Below are 17325 nucleotides of genomic sequence, written 5' to 3'. Positions count from 1 at the left end.
TGACCTGCGTGACGTATGGAGCGGAGCTTCCGTCTTCGCTATCCGTATGATTCCGGAAAAGAACCCCAATGAGCTGTGGAGGCGGGTCGGCGCGCGGGCTGGATCGGCGGCTGGCTGCCTAGCCGTGCGCGCTGGCGGCCAGGGTGACGCACCCAACTACGAACAAAACCAACGAGCTCACAATCGCGATGAGTCCGGCCCGCATATACAGATCTGATGTTCGAATATGGCGTGACTGTAGAGTGTTCTCCCGTTCGCTCTTGTCAACGTATCTTGTGGAAATGAAGGCCAGAACCCACGTGCTAACAGCGGCGACTGTCCCTAGCGCCCAAAGAAGCATCGAGCACCTGGCGCCGGCTGTGATTGCGGGCTTGTTCATCTCAACTAGTCACCCGTGAACAAGCCTCTAAGCGATTGAACGGGAGTCTGTTTTTGGGATTTGAGGGCCGTTTGAGATTGCAGGGATTTGACGCTTGAGCGCCGCAAACCTTGCAAATTCGCTTTTGTGGATTCCCCTTCGCTGTGAACCGTGCTTGTGTGGCGCATCGAGGGGACGATGCGGCCGAAGAAGCACAAGACGACGGGATCGAACGATCTGTTCCGAGCACGGCTGGACCAGATCATCAACATGAAGCACGAGCTGGTTCTGCTCGCCGGCAAGATCGATTGGGACTGGATCGACGCCGAGATCGCCCCGCTCTACAGCGAGAACGGCAGGCCGGGGATCGAGACCCGCTTCATGATCGGGCTGTTGTTGCTCAAGCACATTTACGGGCTGTCCGATGAGGGGGTGTGCGAGCGCTGGGTCCACGATCCGTACTTCCAGTTCTTCACCGGCGAAGAGTTTTTCCAGCACGTTTTCCCGCACGAGCGCTCGGACCTCAGCCATTGGCGCAAGCGGCTCGGCGACAAGCTGGAGCGGCTGTTGGCCGAGAGCCTTCGGGTGGCGCACGAAGCCGGTGCGTTGCGCAGCCAGGACCTCAAGCGGATCACGGTCGACACGACCGTACAGCCGAAGGCCATCAGCTTCCCGACCGACGCCAAACTCCTGCATGCAGCGATCCGCGGGTTGAACCGCCTGGCGAGGAAGCACGGGGTCAGGCTGCGGCAATCCTATGCTCGCGTGGCCAAAAGCGCGGCGATGATGGCGGGCCGCTACGCTCATGCCAAACAATTCAACCGGCATCAGCGACAGTTGCGCATTCTGCGCAGTCGGCTGGGCCGGATCATCCGCGACATTCGCCGCAAGACCGAAGGCCAGGCCGCACTGGAGGAGGCATTCGCCCTCCCGCTTGGCCGGGCCACGCAGATCCGCTCGCAGCAGCAGCGCCAGCGCGGCTTCAAGCTTTATTCTTTCCACGCCCCGGAGGTCGAGTGCATCGGCAAGGGCAAGGCCGCCGCGCCCTATGAGTTCGGGGTGAAGGCATCCATCGTCACCAACAATCGCCGGGCGCCCGGTGGCCTGTTCGTGTTGCACGCCAGGTCGCTGCCCGACAATCCGTACGACGGTCACACGTTGCGGGACGTCATTGACCGCACCGAGACACTCACCGGCTGTGCGATCGAGCGGGCTTATGTCGACAAGGGTTACCGCGGCCACGACGCACAAAATCCCCGTCGCGTCTTCATCTCCGGCCAGAAGCGCGGCGTCTTCGGCGTCATCAAGCGCGAGCTGCGCCGCCGCTCCGCCATCGAGCCCATCATCGGACATCTCAAAACCGAAGGACACCTCGGCCGGTGCTACCTCAAAGGCCGCGCCGGCGATGCCGCCAACGTCGTCCTCTCCGCTGCCGGCCACAACTTCCGACGCATCCTCGCCTGGTTCAGAGAGCTTTTGTGCCTGTTGCTCGTCTCGCTCTCGCGCACCCTCAACTGTCCAGCTCAGCTCGATCAGGCTTCTTAACGTTCAACCAACTAGTTTTGCTGACTGCGTCTAGCCGCGCATCCTGACCGAAGTCTGCAGGAGCCGTGCGTGGTACCGCGCAAAAGATCCATCAATACGTAGTAAAGAGCGAATATGAAGTGATTCGTTTTCACGGCTAAAAGAATCTGCTCGGGGTTCTCCTTAGGAAGGATATTCGCCGAAGAGTGCCGTGATCCGCCGACCCACGCATGAGCTATGCGGGATTTTGGGTGACGAGGTGATCAGGCGGCGTGGTTTGCCGGCACTTGGATGACCTCGATGCCGTCGTTGAATCTGACACCAGCGATGACCTTCGGCAACTGATTTGTGCCTTTGAGCCGCCGCCAGGTCTTTGATGCGGCGATGACCAGCTTGAACACCATCAACTTGGCGGTGGTCGGCGACAACGCACCCTTGGTGCGCACCGTCCGGTGCCGCACGGTGGCGAACACGCTCTCGATGGGATTGCTGGTGCGCAAGTGATCCCAATGCTCGGCAGGGAAGTCGTAAAAGGCCAGCAGCGCGTCGCGGTCTTTGGCGAGGCATTCGACCGCCCGGCCGTACTTGGCGCGGTATTTCTCGGCGAAGACGTCGATAGCCACTTCGGCGGTCGCCCGGTTCGGTGCCCAATACACCTCGCGCAGGTCCTTCTTCATGTTGGCCTGCACCGAGAGCGGGACCTTGTCCAGGACGTTGACGGTCTTGTGGACCCAGCAGCGCTGGTGCCGCGTGCCGGGAAAGACCTCGTCGAGTGCCTTCCAGAAACCGAGCGCGCCGTCACCGACGGCGATTTCCGGGGCGATTTGCAGCCCACGCTGCTTCACGTCGATCAGGAGCTCACGCCAGCTCTGCGCGCTCTCCCGCACGCCGACCTGGAAGCCGATCAGCTCCTTCTTGCCTTCCGGCGTCGCGCCGATCAGCACCAGCATGCATTCGCCGTGACCTTCCATGCGGGCCTGCAAGAAGACGCCATCAGCCCACACGTACACGTATCGCCGCGCCGATAGATCGCGCTTTTGCCAACGCTCATACTCGCCCTGCCACTCGGCTGTCAGCCGGGAGATCGCCGCCGGCGACAGGTTCGGCGCGTCCTTGCCCAGCAGGGCCGTCAGCGCCCCCTGAAAATCGCCGGTCGATATGCCGCGCAGATACAGCACCGGCAACAGCGCATCCAGGCTCCGGGTGCGCCGCGCCCACAGCGGCAGGATCGCCGAGTTGAACCGGATCCGCTCGCCATCGCCGGCCGCCCCGCGGTCCCGAATCTTCGCCCGCGTGACCTCGACCGGTCCGATGCCGGTCGCAATCGTTCGCGCCGGGCCGTAACCATGCCGCACGACACGGGCGCGCCCGTCGGCTAGCTTCAAATCCTTCACCGAGGCAAGAAACGTCTCGACTTCGGCCTCCACGGCCTGCGCCAGAAGCTGCCGCGCGCCGGCGCGCAAAATATTGGTCAGTGGATCGTCGATCTCGTCGGGCTGACGAAGCGGGACAATGTTGCTAATCTCGTTCATGGCGTATCGCTCTCCTTGAGAGGTTCTGGCAGGCTCGACACCCGCCTCGATACGCCGCCTATCTCAGTCCGTCATCACCCACTTTCCCGCATAGCTCCCCACGCATGACCGGACACCGGAAAAATTGCAAATCGGACAAGGCACATCTGGAGTCACTTCTCATGACGCTCGAGGGCGATATTCCCTTCAGGGTCGCTCGCCGCGAAGACGTTTTCAGCATCACGAAGGCGTCGATCCACAGCCTTGCAGGCGCATCCTATCCCGCGTGAAGACGACGCCATTGCGGTGCTCTTCATCGGCACCGACGGGCTGCCCGGCAATCCGCACAACCTCGTGTCGAGATGGGGGCCGGTCGAACCCGTCTGGCGGGGCACGATCGATGGCAACTTCATCGCCGTGCAGGTGAGGGCGATCAACAACGGCTTCCGCCTGGCGCATCATGGTTTTGCGATACCGGTCTCTGTTTTCACCGAAAGCGAGGCGACGTCAGCGCGGTTGATACCGGTGACCCCGGGCGCCGACACAGGCAAGAAGCTGCTGTACCCGATGCCCGGTCTCGCCTGCGTTATCGTTCTAGCGGTAGCCTAGGTGTCGGCTTGCTTGCCTCAAGCTTTGTAAGCGCGATGCTGGTTGCGATCTTCTCTTGAGACTATTTCTTAAGCGCCTCTATGGCATAGTCCAAAGCCCTTTTACGCATGATGGAATAATCTCCGCGGACCGGCGACGAAAAAGTGCGCGGGCGGCTGGAGGGCCACCCGCGCGAGTTTGCGCATGAAGAGGCTTTGCTGTCTCATGGGGGCGTGAACATATGAGCAGCCGAGCCATACATGTCTCAGCAACCAGCGTGTCAAACGATCGCACCGCCTCTCCGCTTAAACAGATGCAGAACGCTGCGCCTTAAGCGCGACCTCGAACAGCTACTCGCACTTCGATGGCGACTTCCGGACATGCGCGTCATCAACCGGGACGCTACTGAACGAGATCGGACCTGCAGCGCTTAGTGACGCCGCGGCCGCGCGGTGATTGGGTCGATCTCGTCATCGTGTATGGCGATCAGCTTGCCGGGCTGCAAGCCTGGGCCTTTGCAGTTGTTCTTCCTCGATCTGTTTAGCATTCGGGTGCCGCGCGGCAATCTGGATGGAAGCGCGCATTGCCTCGCCTTAATTGTTACCGGATCCTAAGCCGTTGCCTCACGTAAATTGCTCCCCTGGACCGGGAACGAGCGAGGGGCGGAGATGGGGTGGCTAAGCATGGCAACGCGGAAGGAACTGACGGCGGCGGCAGGCGTGCGCTATCGGCGGTCGGATCGCGCGAAGAAGGCGCGGATATTGGACGAGTTCGTCGACATCACCGGATTCCATCGGAAGCATGCGATGCGTCTACTTCGAAACCAGGAAGGCGTACATCCGGGCCGACGGGCGCGACGTCGGATATATAATGAAGCAGAACACACCGCACTCGTGCTGCTTTGGGAGGCGTCAGACCGCATCTGCGGGAAGCGACTGAAAGCATTAATGCCCGCGCTGATTGAGGCGATGGAACGGTACGGGCACCTCGACCTTGCCCCTGAGATTCGCACCAAACTTTTGGCGATGAGCGCTGCGACGATCGACCGCGCCTTGGTGCGGGTTCGAGAAAAATTGGGTCGCAAGCGCCGGCGGCACGCGGGGCATTCCCTGCGTCGCAGTATTCCAATACGGACTTCGGCAGATTGGAATGATCCGGCGCCGGGATTCGTCGAGGCCGACCTTGTAGCGCATAGCGGTCCATCTGCGCGCGGCAGCTTCATCCAGACCCTCGTGCTCACCGACATTGCTACCGGCTGGACAGAGTGCGCACCTCTGATCGTGCGCGAACAGACGCTGGTGAGCACGGTGCTGACGGAATTGCGCAAGCAATTGCCTTTTGCGCTGCTCGGCTTCGACACGGACAATGACACCGTGTTCATGAATGAGACGTTGAAGGCCTACTGCGAGGCGGCCAACATTGTCTTCACGCGTTGCCGTCCCTACCGGAAGAATGACCAGGCGTTCGTCGAGCAAAAGAACGGCGCCGTCGTGCGCAGGATGGTCGGCTATCGTAGGTTCGAAGGCCTGGAGGCGGCCAAGCTACTGGCGGAACTCTATCGGTCAGCGCGGCTGTTCGTAAACTTCTTCCAACCTTCGTTCAAACTGTTAGCCAAGCAGCGCGACGGTGCTCGTGTACGTAAGACATACAGCGCGCCGGCAACACCCCACCAGCGCCTGTCAGCGGACGCCCGCACGCCTGATGCGGTCCGCCACCATCTCCAGGAAATCTATACCGCTCTCGATCCGGTCACGTTGTTGCGCGACATCCGCGACGTGCAGGAGCGCCTCGCGGCGCTCGCGGATATCCAACCATCCGCCCATCCTGCTGCGGCATCACAATCGATTGATCGCTTCCTGGCAAGCCTGCGAACGGCCTGGAAGGACGGCGCCACGCGCCCGACGGATCGGCCAATCGTGAAGGCTAAAAGGGGCCGGCGTCGTCCCGATCCGCTTATCCGGGCAACGTCAGATTTGAGAAAATGGTTTGAAGCCGAGCCTTGGCGGACCGGCAGCGAACTGCTCTCGCGCCTGCAGGTGGAATATCCTGGAGACTATCCGAACAAGCTTCTTCGAACCCTTCAACGTCGGTTGAAATCCTGGCGCAGCGAGCAAGCGAATGCGCTGCTGTTTGCTTCAGAAAAAATGCCGCCAGGGCATGAGGTCACAACACCCCAATGACGTGCGAGGTGCCAGCGGAGGAGGCCGGGCGCTCCGAAACCCCGGCCATCTCCGCACCCGGCCTCCTCCTCAACTCAGGCCAGGAGCAAAATAAATGAGGCAACTGATCGCGCCCGGGAGCATCGATATGTGAGGCAATACGGCTTCCCAGCCAGATTGTCGCGCTATATTCGGGCCTTGGCGCCGTAGTCTTTCAGGCTCAGCTTCACGGCTTCTGCTGGATCGTTGACGGCAACCACGTACGTTGCGTGCCTGAGCTCTTTGTCCTCATCGCTGTCATCCTTGAAGATGGCGACCGTCACTATCCAACCACCCATCTTGCTGCGCATCGGGAGTAGCCGTCGCCATGAGGTCGGCTCGTACCGATGATCCTGCAAATTCGAAGCCATCGGACATGCATGCCGTCAACCCAGCGCGGCCGCACGCGATCAGGAAACATGCCCCTGACTAGCCTCAACGGCTGCCCGGAGGTAGGTCGTGCGGCAGCATGCGCATGACGCGCTCATCCACTTGCGCGTGGAGGGAGTTCGCTGAGTCATTACCTTCGAAAAACACGGCGGTTCAGCCGGTCACGACTTCAAAAATTCGTTCGTCCTGGCGACTCAATATCTCGCAGCCGGCGCGCCACCCCAGCGGTAGTTCACGCCGACCAAACCGATATCAACGTCCTGACCAATACGCGCGGTCCCTGCAAGTGCGCCAGGCGGACCGCCCACGAATCCGGTTGAAAAGAAGAAGTCAACAGCCCGATGACCCATACTGCACCCAGCAGGACGTTCTTCATACGAATTGACTCCCCGATGGTTCATCGGGGACGACTGCCATGTGTCGGTCCTCTCCATCAATAACCAAGCTCAGTAGTTGACTAAGGCGCAAGACATTTGTGGAGCCAGCAGCATGCTGAGCGAGCGCGTTGATTTGGGATGCCCGCCATTTCTGGTAGGAGCCTCGCGGTCGTGTTTTTACCGATACTGGACCAACGTAGGCATATTGAACCAGCTCAACGCAGAGAGGCCCACAATCAAAATGGCTGTTTGGGGTGTGCTCGGCGTGTTGCGGTTCGTGTCTTTTCGGTAGGTGTCTTCGGGTGGCTGGTAAGGCCGTTTGTGAGTCGGTCCATCAGGCAGATGCTCACGAAATCGTTGAGCAGCACGGATCGGCGCTGAGCGAATCGAGGCCCATACCGACGCGATGGCGTGGAAGCGTGGGCCTCCAATCATGAATAGCGAAGGCGAGGAGATGGACGACAGGCTGACACGCGCCATTGCGCGTGCAGAGATCCGAACGCGCGGCCGCATTATCCGCTTGCTCGAAGCCGAGGACCTGCTCGATGCCGACGTCGAAGCGCTTCGCCCTGAAGAGCGGCGCCGCATCGTCGCGGCTGTAGAGTGCCAAGCACAGCTGGCCGATGCCGCCCTCAGGCTCCAGGAGCGCCAAGTCGCCGCCTTGGAAGCCTTGGTCGCATGTGTGCAAAAGCGCGGCCGGGCTTGAGCGTCGACCATGGTGCAACAGCGCCGACTCAAACAACGGCGATGACGGTAAGCTAGGGGCTTTTCATCCGTGTCGGAACTGGCAGCAAGACGTTCGCTTGCGCTGTCGATGATTGCGAGGCCGACAACGATCGACATGAAGTCGTTCTGGATAGGCCCTAGGTGCAAACATTAAGACGTGCACAAGTCGGAAAGCAGACAAGGCCAACACAAGCATGGTGCGAACTGCCGGCCATTGCCTGGCACGAAGAATGCAGACCCTCGATATGCCCGGGGTGCCCTCCCTTGGGCATGGCCACCATCGCAAGTTGAGGCTGTGGCTGGCCCCCGAGGTTGGCGGCGCGTGACATAGACGGGGGACGGCGCCTGCTCGTGCGCGACACTGGCAGGCACCTGCGTCACGTCGCCGCTAACTTCTATCTTTCGCGAATAGCGCGTTCGGCGGTTGGTCCGCTTTAGAATTGGCGTGTCGACAAGAGTGGATGGGCGGACTTATGAACAAAATGGTTGGAAGACGCGTGCTTTGGTTCTGTCTCGGCCTGCTGCTGATCTGCCTGGCTGAGGCCGCCTCGAGCAACAGTGTTCGCGCCGACGACAATCCACTTGTCGACAAGGTCAAGTCGATGTGGCGAGCACAAGACGGCGAGACAGTAGAGCAAATTATTTCCAGGGTCGCGAAGGTGGCGCACTTCGTCCCACGAACGTGGGGAGTTGCCGGAGCAATTGATCAATCTGAGTATGTCTTTCTTTCGTGGACTAGGCACCGCCACCACAGATCACTCGAAGAATACGTTATCACCTGGAAGGTCAGGCCGGACGGAGCGATTAAGATTGCGTCGACATATGCGAAGCCGATGGAATTGAGCTGGCGGGCCTTCGCGCTCTCATTGATTGCCGGTGAAGTCGCTGACGGCGAAAAGAACGTGAACCTTCGCTTTCTGCATGATCCGACCAATTTCAACTTCGTCACGACCGCGCAAGGCAAGCTGGGTAATCTCCTCGGGCACGGCCGTTGCACGATCGTTGAACCTGTTAGCGTGGATTGCTTGCCGAAGGTGGACGAGAATCAGGCCACGAAAGGTGATCTGTGGCGCGTGCTGCTTTTGGTGAACTGCAATATTCCGGGACCCCGTTATTTTACCCGCAAGGGGGTCATCACCTTCGAGAAGCGCGAGGGACAAGAGTGGGAGCCGCAATCCTTCCTTGCCAAGCGTATTGCGACATTTCCCCCGGGCTCTTGGTTTGATCACATCGAGCCGGATGAACGGGACGTACTAGAAAGGGCACGCAAGGCCTCGGCAAATGAACGCAGAGAACAATTTCGCGGCACGGCTGATTGACGCCGGTCGTCTCGCGGCAATAGCACGTACATGCGGTCTGAAAGCTGACGTCTCATATTACGTCAATGAGGCGCTCAAGGAGCTTTGGCGAAGCAGGTCTCCCGAAGAGGCAAAGAAGATCGCCGAGCGCTGGGTCTTGTGGGACGCAGAGGGGAGGCCGTGGCCGCGCATGCCACCGCTGGAAAACGTGGTTCAGTTCCATCGCGCCGGCACGGCGCAGGTACCGGTTGTGAATCGGCCGGTGACGCCGTTGCATGCAATCCGGGCTTGGTTCGAAAAACAGGACGACGGGGTGCAATGCGAGATCGCTGGCATGGCGGCGCTTTTGGTCTTCGAAGGTGCGGACTTTCTCGACCTCAGCAGCCGAGTGTGGTGTGACTGTCTTCGGAGGTGGCTGAGTGAGGCGGGCTTGCCAGCCCATACGATCATCGGCCGCGCTTTGACGTTCCGGACCTGTTTTGAGTATTTCGCGGAGAGCAGGTTCACCGAGTCGGGGTGGAGGCGGTCCGAAACGACCGCTCTTAAAATTCTCGAAGATGCTAAGTGCGACCCGAACTCGGAAGCCGCGCGCCTTGCACCGATTGCCGAGAAAATGCTCGACACCCTGCCCGCTCGAAAGGGCCGTTGGATGGAGGTGCGGAAGTCCTGGAGAGAACTGGCCAGTGCCAGCCTCACAGCCCGAAGTCTCAGAGTTTGGAGCACCTTGCAGACGAAATGAAGGCTCACGGGCTCTAGGCGAAGAGTGCCGCGCCATCCCGAAAGACTTTAGCGAGGCGGCAAGGACCGCTAGTGCTTGCGCTCGAACTCGACCCGGTCGCTGACCAAGCACCTTGTAACGTCACCTTGGCATCGTCGTGCTGCAATATGGTCGGGTTTGGCAAAAGCGACAACCGGAACCAACTCAATTTCTGTCTTGTCCAGTTGCTTTCTGTCTTGTCTGGTTGGCGACGGGTCGGTTGGAAGCCCGACATGACGACGCTTGCATTCCGTCTTCAAGCAGGGCCCGCAACCAGCTCCTTGCGCGGCGCACAGCCGCTGCTGGTATGACTTGATCGATTCCGATCAACGCGGCGCTATTGCTGCTTATAGTCAGGCGCCCGACGGCGTCTGCATATGGCTTGTGTACGTCGAAGAGCTTCGGCGCTTGCTGATTGCAGTCTCGGGAACGGTGGTTCGCGATCATATTTTTAGCACGCGCCGCCATCGGCGCGCCGATTGCATGGAATCTATATTTCCAACCGCTACATGCCGGAGAACTTTATGTGCTCTGCTTCTCTCGTTTCCCGCCTTGATCCACCGAAGCAGGTGGCTCCTCGCAACGCCTATTTGGTCGGAACAGGCATCGCTGCCTTGGCCGCAGCGGCCTACCTCGTCAAGGAGGGCGGGCTATCGGGCCCGAATATCGTTCTGTTCGAGCAGATGGAGCTGTTCGGCGGAAGCCTCGACGCGCATGGCAATCCGAAGGATGGATACGTCATGCGCGGCGGCCGCATGTTCGAGGAAAGGTTCAATTGCACCTACGACTTGTTGTCCTTCATCCCCTCAATTGCCGACCCCATGAAATCGGCGAAGGACGAGCTGATGGAGTTCCATCAGGAGTTCTTCTGGAACGACAGGGCGCGTCTGGTTTCGGGCGGTCAGATCGTCGACGTCTCCGATCTGGGTTTCAGGGAGAGGGATCGGCTCGACCTGATCGCGCTTTGCGCGACTCCAGAATCGGTGCTCGACATCAGGACGATCCAGGACTGGTTCGAACCCCACTTTTTCCGCAGCAACTTCTGGTTCATCTGGTCCACGACCTTTGCTTTTGCGCCTTGGCATAGTGCGATCGAGTTCAAGCGCTACTGTCTACGCTTCCTGCATCTGTTCTCGACGATCGACACTATGGCGGGCATTTACCGCACGCAGTTCAACCAGTTCGACGCCATGGTCCGCCCGATCGTTGCATGGTTGAAGGCCCGGGGCGTGCGGCTCGAGATGGGGGCGGAAGTGACCGATATTGATGTTGTGATCGAAGGCGGGCAGAAGACCGCGACGCGTTTGCACTATCGGCAGGGCGGTGAAGATCGCGTCATCGATCTGGCTGAACAGGATCTAGTGTTCGTGACCAACGGATCAATGACATCCGATACCAGCTACGGTTCGATGGACACGGTTCCGGCGCTGAATACGACGCGAAATGGAGGTTCGTGGGAACTTTGGGAACGTCTGGCTGTCAAGAGTCCAGACTTCGGGTGCCCCGCCGTCTTCGTTTCCAGGATCGACCAGTCCAAATGGGAATCCTTCACAGTCACGGCGGACGATTCGAGCTTCTTCGACCGGCTCGAAGCCTTTTCCGGCAGCAGAGCCGGCAAGGGCGGACTGGTAACGATCAAAGACTCCAATTGGCTCCTGACCGTCGTCCTTAATCGTCAACCGCACTTTTACGAACAGCCGAAGAATGTCTTGGTGTGGTGGGGCTATGGGCTCTTCCCGGATCAGCCGGGTAACTTCGTGCATAAGCCCATGTCGGAGTGCACGGGGCGTGAAATTCTCATCGAATTGCTTTCGCACCTGCGATTCACAGAGAGTATTCCGCACATCCTCGACACTTCGCGCGTCATAACGGCGATGATGCCTTACATTACCGCCCAGTTCATGCCGCGCGTGAGGACCGACCGGCCGAAGGTCATCCCGAAGGGCTCGCGCAACCTCGCCTTCATCGGCCAGTTCTGCGAGATTCCCGACGACGTTGTCTTTACCGTCGAATATTCCGTGCGCGCGGCGCAGACCGCCGTTTTCGGCTTGCTCGACATCCAGCGTCCGGTCTCGCCCTTTTATAAGGGCCAGCATGATCCCCGCGTCCTCTTCGACGCCTGGAAGACGCTGCACCGCCATTGACCAACGGCACGAGGCAAGGATCATGGGACGTTTGAAGAACAAGGTTATTCTGGTGACCGGCGGGGCTCGCGGGATGGGTGCGGCTCACGCGCGTCTGCTGGTGGCTGAGGGGGCGAGGGTCGTAATCACTGATATTCTTCATATAGAAGGAGAGGCTCTCGCCGCTAAACTGGGCGAATCCACGGTTTATGTCCCTCAGGACGTTACCCAGCCGAAGGAGTGGGCCGAGGCGGTCGCAAGCGCCGAGCGGCGCTTCGGCGCGCTGCATGGGCTGGTCAACAACGCCGGGATCGCCAACATGGCCCCTATCGAGCAGTTCCCGCTCGATCAGTGGAACAAGACCCTCGCCGTCAATCTGACCGGTGTATTCCTCGGAATGCAGGCGGCCCTGCCGGCCATCAGGCGCGCCGGCGGAGGTTCGGTCGTCAACATCTCCTCGGTCGAGGGGCTGCGGGGCAGTGCCGGGCTCCACGCCTATGTCGCTTCCAAGTTCGGCGTTCGGGGCATAACAAAATCCGCTGCGCTGGAAGCCGCAGCCTCGGGAGTCCGCATCAACTCGATCCATCCCGGCTTCATTGCCACCCCGATGACCGAGAGTTTCGAGTCCTCCCTTTTCCCCGTTCCACTCGGGCGGGCAGCCGAGCCGCAGGAAGTGTCGCAGGCAGTCTTGTTTCTACTCAGCGACGAGTCCAGCTACCTTACCGGTTCCGAGATCGTGATCGATGGCGGTTTAACGATCGGCGTCCCGCGCAAATGCCTGGCGCCCGAGAACACCTTTTAATGAGCCCAAGGATTGTCGATCCAATCGGACGGAATGTTCCATGTATTACGGTAGCGGAAATTACGAAGCCTTTGCCCGCCCCCGCAAACCCGAAGGTGCGGACAGCAAGACGGCGTGGCTGGTCGGTGCGGGCCTGGCGGCGCTTTCCGGTGCGGCCTTCCTGATCCGCGATGGCCATATGCGTGGCGACCGGATCACCATCCTCGAACGGCTGAAGATCCCCGGTGGAGCGCTCGACGGTAACCAAGACCTGGGAAGGGGCTTCGTGATCCGGGGCGGCCGCGAGATGGAGGATCATTTCGAGTGCCTATGGGACTTGTTCCGTTCGATCCCGTCGCTGGAAATCGAAGGTGCCAGCGTGCTCGACGAATTCTACTGGTTGAACAAGGATGATCCGAACTACTCGCTGCAGCGGGCGACGGTGAACCGGGGACAGGATGCGCGTACCGACGGCCTTTTCACTCTGAGCGAAGAAGCGCAGAAGGAATTGATTGCCGTCTTTCTTGCCTCCCGTGAGGAGATGGAGAACAAGCGCATCGACGGAGTGTTTGGGAAAGAGTTTTTCTGCAGCAATTTTTGGCTTTATTGGCGGACGATGTTCGCCTTTGAGGAATGGCATTCCGCCCTGGAGATGAAGCTTTATCTGCATCGGTTCATCCACCATATCGGAGGCCTGCCGGATTTCAGTGCGCTGAAGTTTACCAGGTACAATCAGTATGAATCGCTGGTTCTACCGTTGTGCAAATGGCTGTTGGAGCAGGGCGTCAACTTCCGCTACGACGTCGAAGTCACCGATGTCGATTTCGACTTAAAGGCCGGATGCAAGCAGGCCACGGCCATCCACTGGCTGGAGGATGGCGTCGCCGGCGGTATCGGCCTTGGCGCCGACGATCTCGTATTCATAACGATCGGGTCGCTCACTGAAAACTCGGACAAGGGAGACCATCACACGCCCTCCAGGCTCGATGAAGGCCCGGCGCCAGCTTGGGATCTGTGGCGGCGTATTGCGGCCAAGGACGCGGCTTTCGGCCGCCCGGACGTCTTCGGCGGCAATATCCCTGCAACAAAATGGGAATCGGCGACGATCACGACTCTTGACGCGCGCATTCCGGCCTATATCCGCAAGATCGCCAAACGCGATCCGTTCAGCGGCAAGGTCGTCACGGGAGGGGTCGTCACGGCGAAGGATTCGAACTGGCTGCTCAGTTGGACTGTAAACCGTCAACCGCATTTCAAGCACCAGCCCAGTGATCAGATCGTCGTCTGGCTCTATTCACTTTTCGTCGACAAGCCCGGCGATTACGTGAACAAACCGATGCAAGATTGCACGGGCGAGGAAATTACGCAGGAATGGTTGTATCACCTCGGCGTGCCGATCGATGAAATACCGGGACTGGCCGCGACAGCCGCAAAAACAGTGCCGGTGATGATGCCCTACGTCACATCTTTCTTCATGCCGCGGCAGGCGGGTGATCGACCAAATGTTGTGCCCAAAGGCGCTGTCAATTTTGCCTTCATCGGCCAGTTTGCTGAGTCGGCGGAGCGCGATTGCATCTTCACGACCGAATACTCAGTTCGCACTGCGATGGAAGCCGCCTACACGCTCCTCAACGTTGAACGCGGTGTGCCGGAGGTGTTCAATTCGACCTATGATATCCGCAAGCTGCTCGCTGCAATCGGCAGACTGCGCGACGGCAAGGAAGTCAGAATCCCCGGATCGACGCTCTTGCGCGAGCTAATGCTGAAGAATATCGACGCTATGGAGCCCGGCAAAACTGCTCAATGAATATCATCGATCTCCAGGTGAGGGGGCCTTGTGCGGTCCCACCTGTCTTGTGCAGCTGGAGAGCTCTGTTCTCCACTGCTCGTACGAGAGTGAATTGCAAGGGGCGAATGCTTCGTCGAGGGCCGAAAGCGGCGCACTCATAATATTGCGCATGACGGCGCACGCGAGGCTACCATCCTGTCAAATCGGACATGAAAACCGGTTCTTGAGGCGTCACAGATCGGACGCATGGGCCTCGCTCGGATTGCGCAAACTCGGACATCTAGGCGTCCAGCCAACGACGCTCTTGAGGAGCCGCTGCCATGGTAGTGACCAAATTCGGCATGACGCTCGGTTCTGAGCGGGAGTGCAGGGGCTTTGATTTCTGAGAAGTTTGAGGTTTTTCGGACTCCAGCCGATGAGATCGGGAGGACGGAAACGTCCTCCTTCGGGCGCGATGCATAACATGGCGTGGTATTGGAAGCCGCAACCATCGCGCCTTCACATAATGCTGATGGCCGACCGTTGCTTGATAATCGCGTTCGATGCGCCATCTGAGCTCCATATCGAGCGGGAGGCGGACGGAGGTGCTCTCAGGTCGAGCCGAATGCAGTATCCACAACGTCCCCGACCGCCGACGTGTGGTCCCGGATGAAGCAGAGTACGGTCGGGCCGTTGCTTCAAGCTCGGTGGATTGCTTGGCTTGCCGCAGATGATGGCTGTGGTTTGAGATGATCCAATATCTTCGAGCCTTGGCTGAACGACTTCGACCAGAACTTCTCCGCAAAGTCCAGGTGGCACTTCAGGAGCTCCGAGGGAGTCTTGGAGTCGGAAAGATTTCTCAGAAAGTTGGCCTGGTCGTGCAGAGAGGAAGCGGCGAAACTTAATCCGTCCTTTAGTGCCGTCGCGAACAGGTGCCTTGTCGCTTCGATCGATTTTTCCCATTCCGGAAAAATTAATGGAATGCGTGATGCCGCTGCTTCTCTGAAGCCGTCGGGGCCGCCGCCCGATGCCTGGGCCAGTCCGGGCTCTGGACGTGCCCGCCGTTCGCGTTTCTCGTCTTCGGTTATATTCGCGGTCATTCGACGTCTCCTAGCCTAAGGGGGATTGTAACGAGCTGAGTTGTTCGCTGCTCAGCTTCGATCATCAACCTTGAGAAGCTACCACAACCGCCAACATGTCATACCTACCTCATTTGGTAGCGCGTGATCACACTGCAAATTGCGCACTCTGCGCGCCACTTGCCGGAATGTTCACTCGTCTCCGGCTCAGAGGCTGAGAACCGCGGTAACCTCTGATGGGCGCCGGCTATGCGTAGCTCGCTGGCGCTGCCCGAGGCGGTAAGGTCGCACGTCGATACAGGCCAATCAGGCCTTCAATAACGGCTCACGAGTTCGAAGTCGGCCCTTACGGCGGACAAGATCGCGTCGATAGCGTCCTCGTCGTCCCTCCTAGAATGATCCGATCATCGAACCCAAAAAAATGGCGAGGGCCAAGGCGATGATCGGCCCAACGATGTTGGCCATCACCATATCGAAGTAGCTCTTGCCATGGGTCGAACCGCAGACCGCAAGCAGCGTCACGACGGCACCGTTATGCGGTAGGCTATCGAGGGTGCCGGAACCGATCACGGCAATGCGATGCATGAGCGCCGGGTCAATGTGAGACGTCTGGGCAATCTGCAAATAAGTGTCACCAAGGGCATCGAGCGCAATGGTCAATCCGCCGGAGGCCGATCCGGTCAAGGCAGCAAGAACGTTTATCGCGATGGCGAGAGAGACGATAGGACCGCCGGAGATCGACAGTACCCAGTCGCGCACCGACACAAAGGCCGGTAGCGCAGCGACGACGGCTCCAAAGCCGACGAGGCTCGCCACGCTGAAAATGGGGAGCACCGAGGCGTTTGCGCCGGCATCCATGCTCGCCCTTAGATCCGTCAGACGGGCTCGATTGAGCGCGATGAGCGTCGCCGCGGCGGCGGCGAGAGCGACTGCGACCGACCACACCCCGGCGACGCCGGCAAGGGATGTCCCGCCCCAGCGCTCCTGCGCGAGGAACGAGAAATCGAGCCGTGGCAGGATCAGGAGCGACATCAGCAGATTCACGCCCACGACCACGAGAAGCGGGATGATCGCCGTGCCGATCGGTGGCGGCACGTCGCCGCGCTTGCCATGCGTTAGTTCGGCCGGATCGAACTCGTGGGACGATGTCGCGCGCTCGCGGATGAACTGATCGTCAGCGACCGCGCCGCTGACGAGCTCTGCGTCTCCGCCATAGCCTTCACCGGTCTTGCGTGCCGATCCCTCGGCGCGGCGGAGCCACCAGAGCCCGAATGCAAGCATGATCGCCGCCGCGACGATGCCCAATCCGGGCGCGGCAAACGGCGTGGTTCCGAAGAACGGCATCGGAATCGTATTTTGAATCGCGGGCGTTCCGGGCATTGCCGACATCGTGAATGTAGAGGTGCCCAGAGCGATGGTGGCCGGCATGAGCCGATGTGGGATGTTCGCGACGCGAAACATTTCCCGTGCCATAGGCGCCAAAACGAAAAAGGCGACGAAAAGGCTTACCCCGCCGTAGGTGACGACCGCGCCGGCAAGCACCACGGCAAGGATCGCGCGACGCGCCCCGAGCTTGGTGCTCATGAAATGAGCGATCGCGTGGACCGATCCGCTGTCGTCCATCAGCTTGCCGAACAGCGCACCGAGCAGAAATATTGGGAAGAATTGCGCGATGAACTGCGCAGCGCCGCCCATGAAAGTCTGCGTCCAATGGGCAAGCAAGGGCTCTTCGGCGAAAGCCGCAGCGACGATCGCGGCAGCCGGCGCCAGCAGGAGCACGCTCCATCCGCGGAACGAGAGCCAGATGAGCAGGCCAAGGGCAACCAGGATCCCGACGAGGCCCATGG

At 59.9% G+C, this 17325-nt stretch carries 12 protein-coding genes and 1 pseudogene; 9 read left to right on the top strand and 4 right to left on the bottom strand.

Translation table 11 applies throughout. The annotated features are described in order from the left end of the window. Positions 1 to 556 precede the first annotated feature (556 nt). Positions 557 to 1903: an IS5 family transposase gene (locus tag ACE10X_RS38780; protein WP_026191829.1), complete on the top strand. Its 1347-nt coding sequence runs from the start codon at positions 557 to 559 to the stop codon at positions 1901 to 1903. 242 nt (positions 1904 to 2145) lie between these two features. Here the strand turns inward: ACE10X_RS38780 and ACE10X_RS38775 are convergent, their stop codons facing one another. Further along, complete coding sequence (locus ACE10X_RS38775) at positions 2146 to 3414, bottom strand: IS256 family transposase (RefSeq protein WP_018268837.1); 1269 nt, start codon at positions 3412 to 3414, stop codon at positions 2146 to 2148. A gap of 243 nt (positions 3415 to 3657) precedes the next feature. Here ACE10X_RS38775 and ACE10X_RS38770 point away from each other — a divergent pair, with 243 nt between their 5' ends. Together ACE10X_RS38770 and ACE10X_RS38765 are read left to right on the top strand one after the other, a co-directional pair. Then, the gene (locus ACE10X_RS38770) at positions 3658 to 4002 is read left to right on the top strand and encodes a hypothetical protein (RefSeq protein WP_210291314.1); all 345 of its coding nucleotides are present in this window, start codon (positions 3658 to 3660) and stop codon (positions 4000 to 4002) included. 647 nt (positions 4003 to 4649) lie between these two features. Continuing rightward, a complete protein-coding gene (locus tag ACE10X_RS38765; protein ID WP_011084703.1) occupies positions 4650 to 6161 on the top strand; it encodes an ISNCY-like element ISBj12 family transposase in 1512 nt (503 codons plus the stop codon). Positions 6162 to 6325: 164 nt separating this feature from the next. Here the strand turns inward: ACE10X_RS38765 and ACE10X_RS38760 are convergent, their stop codons facing one another. Continuing rightward, the gene (locus ACE10X_RS38760) at positions 6326 to 6490 is read right to left on the bottom strand and encodes a hypothetical protein (protein WP_018268832.1); all 165 of its coding nucleotides are present in this window, start codon (positions 6488 to 6490) and stop codon (positions 6326 to 6328) included. An 889-nt stretch (positions 6491 to 7379) separates the two neighbouring features. On the opposite strand from ACE10X_RS38760, the gene ACE10X_RS38755 reads away from it, so the two are divergent. The 6 genes and pseudogenes from ACE10X_RS38755 to ACE10X_RS38730 form a co-directional block, all read left to right on the top strand. Further along, positions 7380 to 7652 carry a hypothetical protein gene (locus ACE10X_RS38755; RefSeq protein ID WP_157183397.1) on the top strand — a complete coding sequence of 91 codons (273 nt, stop codon included), beginning with the start codon at positions 7380 to 7382 and terminating at the stop codon, positions 7650 to 7652. Between the two features lie 493 nt (positions 7653 to 8145). Continuing rightward, the gene (locus ACE10X_RS38750; RefSeq protein ID WP_016839856.1) at positions 8146 to 8991 is read left to right on the top strand and encodes a hypothetical protein; all 846 of its coding nucleotides are present in this window, start codon (positions 8146 to 8148) and stop codon (positions 8989 to 8991) included. Continuing rightward, positions 8954 to 9709, top strand: a complete 756-nt coding sequence (locus ACE10X_RS38745) for a hypothetical protein (protein ID WP_018268830.1) — start codon at positions 8954 to 8956, stop codon at positions 9707 to 9709. Before ACE10X_RS38750 ends, ACE10X_RS38745 begins: the two co-directional genes overlap by 38 nt. Positions 9710 to 10206: 497 nt before the next feature. After that, positions 10207 to 11871 (top strand): oleate hydratase, encoded by a 1665-nt coding sequence (locus tag ACE10X_RS38740; RefSeq protein WP_198390619.1) that lies wholly within the window; start codon positions 10207 to 10209, stop codon positions 11869 to 11871. A gap of 22 nt (positions 11872 to 11893) precedes the next feature. Beyond that, positions 11894 to 12652, top strand: a complete 759-nt coding sequence (locus ACE10X_RS38735; RefSeq protein WP_018268828.1) for a glucose 1-dehydrogenase — start codon at positions 11894 to 11896, stop codon at positions 12650 to 12652. A gap of 40 nt (positions 12653 to 12692) precedes the next feature. Then, positions 12693 to 14445: pseudogene (locus ACE10X_RS38730) on the top strand (oleate hydratase); the annotation flags it as partial. A 652-nt stretch (positions 14446 to 15097) separates the two neighbouring features. On the opposite strand, the gene ACE10X_RS38725 reads toward ACE10X_RS38730, so the two are convergent. Both ACE10X_RS38725 and ACE10X_RS38720 read right to left on the bottom strand, forming a co-directional pair. Beyond that, positions 15098 to 15499, bottom strand: coding sequence for a hypothetical protein (locus ACE10X_RS38725; RefSeq protein ID WP_075969019.1), 402 nt, complete (start codon positions 15497 to 15499; stop codon positions 15098 to 15100). A 369-nt stretch (positions 15500 to 15868) separates the two neighbouring features. Then, complete coding sequence (locus ACE10X_RS38720) at positions 15869 to 17323, bottom strand: GntP family permease (RefSeq protein ID WP_016839867.1); 1455 nt, start codon at positions 17321 to 17323, stop codon at positions 15869 to 15871. Positions 17324 to 17325: the final 2 nt, after the last annotated feature.

This window comes from Bradyrhizobium sp. Pha-3 (assembly GCF_042258325.1).
GTDB lineage: Bacteria > Pseudomonadota > Alphaproteobacteria > Rhizobiales > Xanthobacteraceae > Bradyrhizobium > Bradyrhizobium elkanii.
Note: the sequence above shows the minus strand (reverse complement) of the source record. Positions and strands in the feature narration are given on the sequence as shown.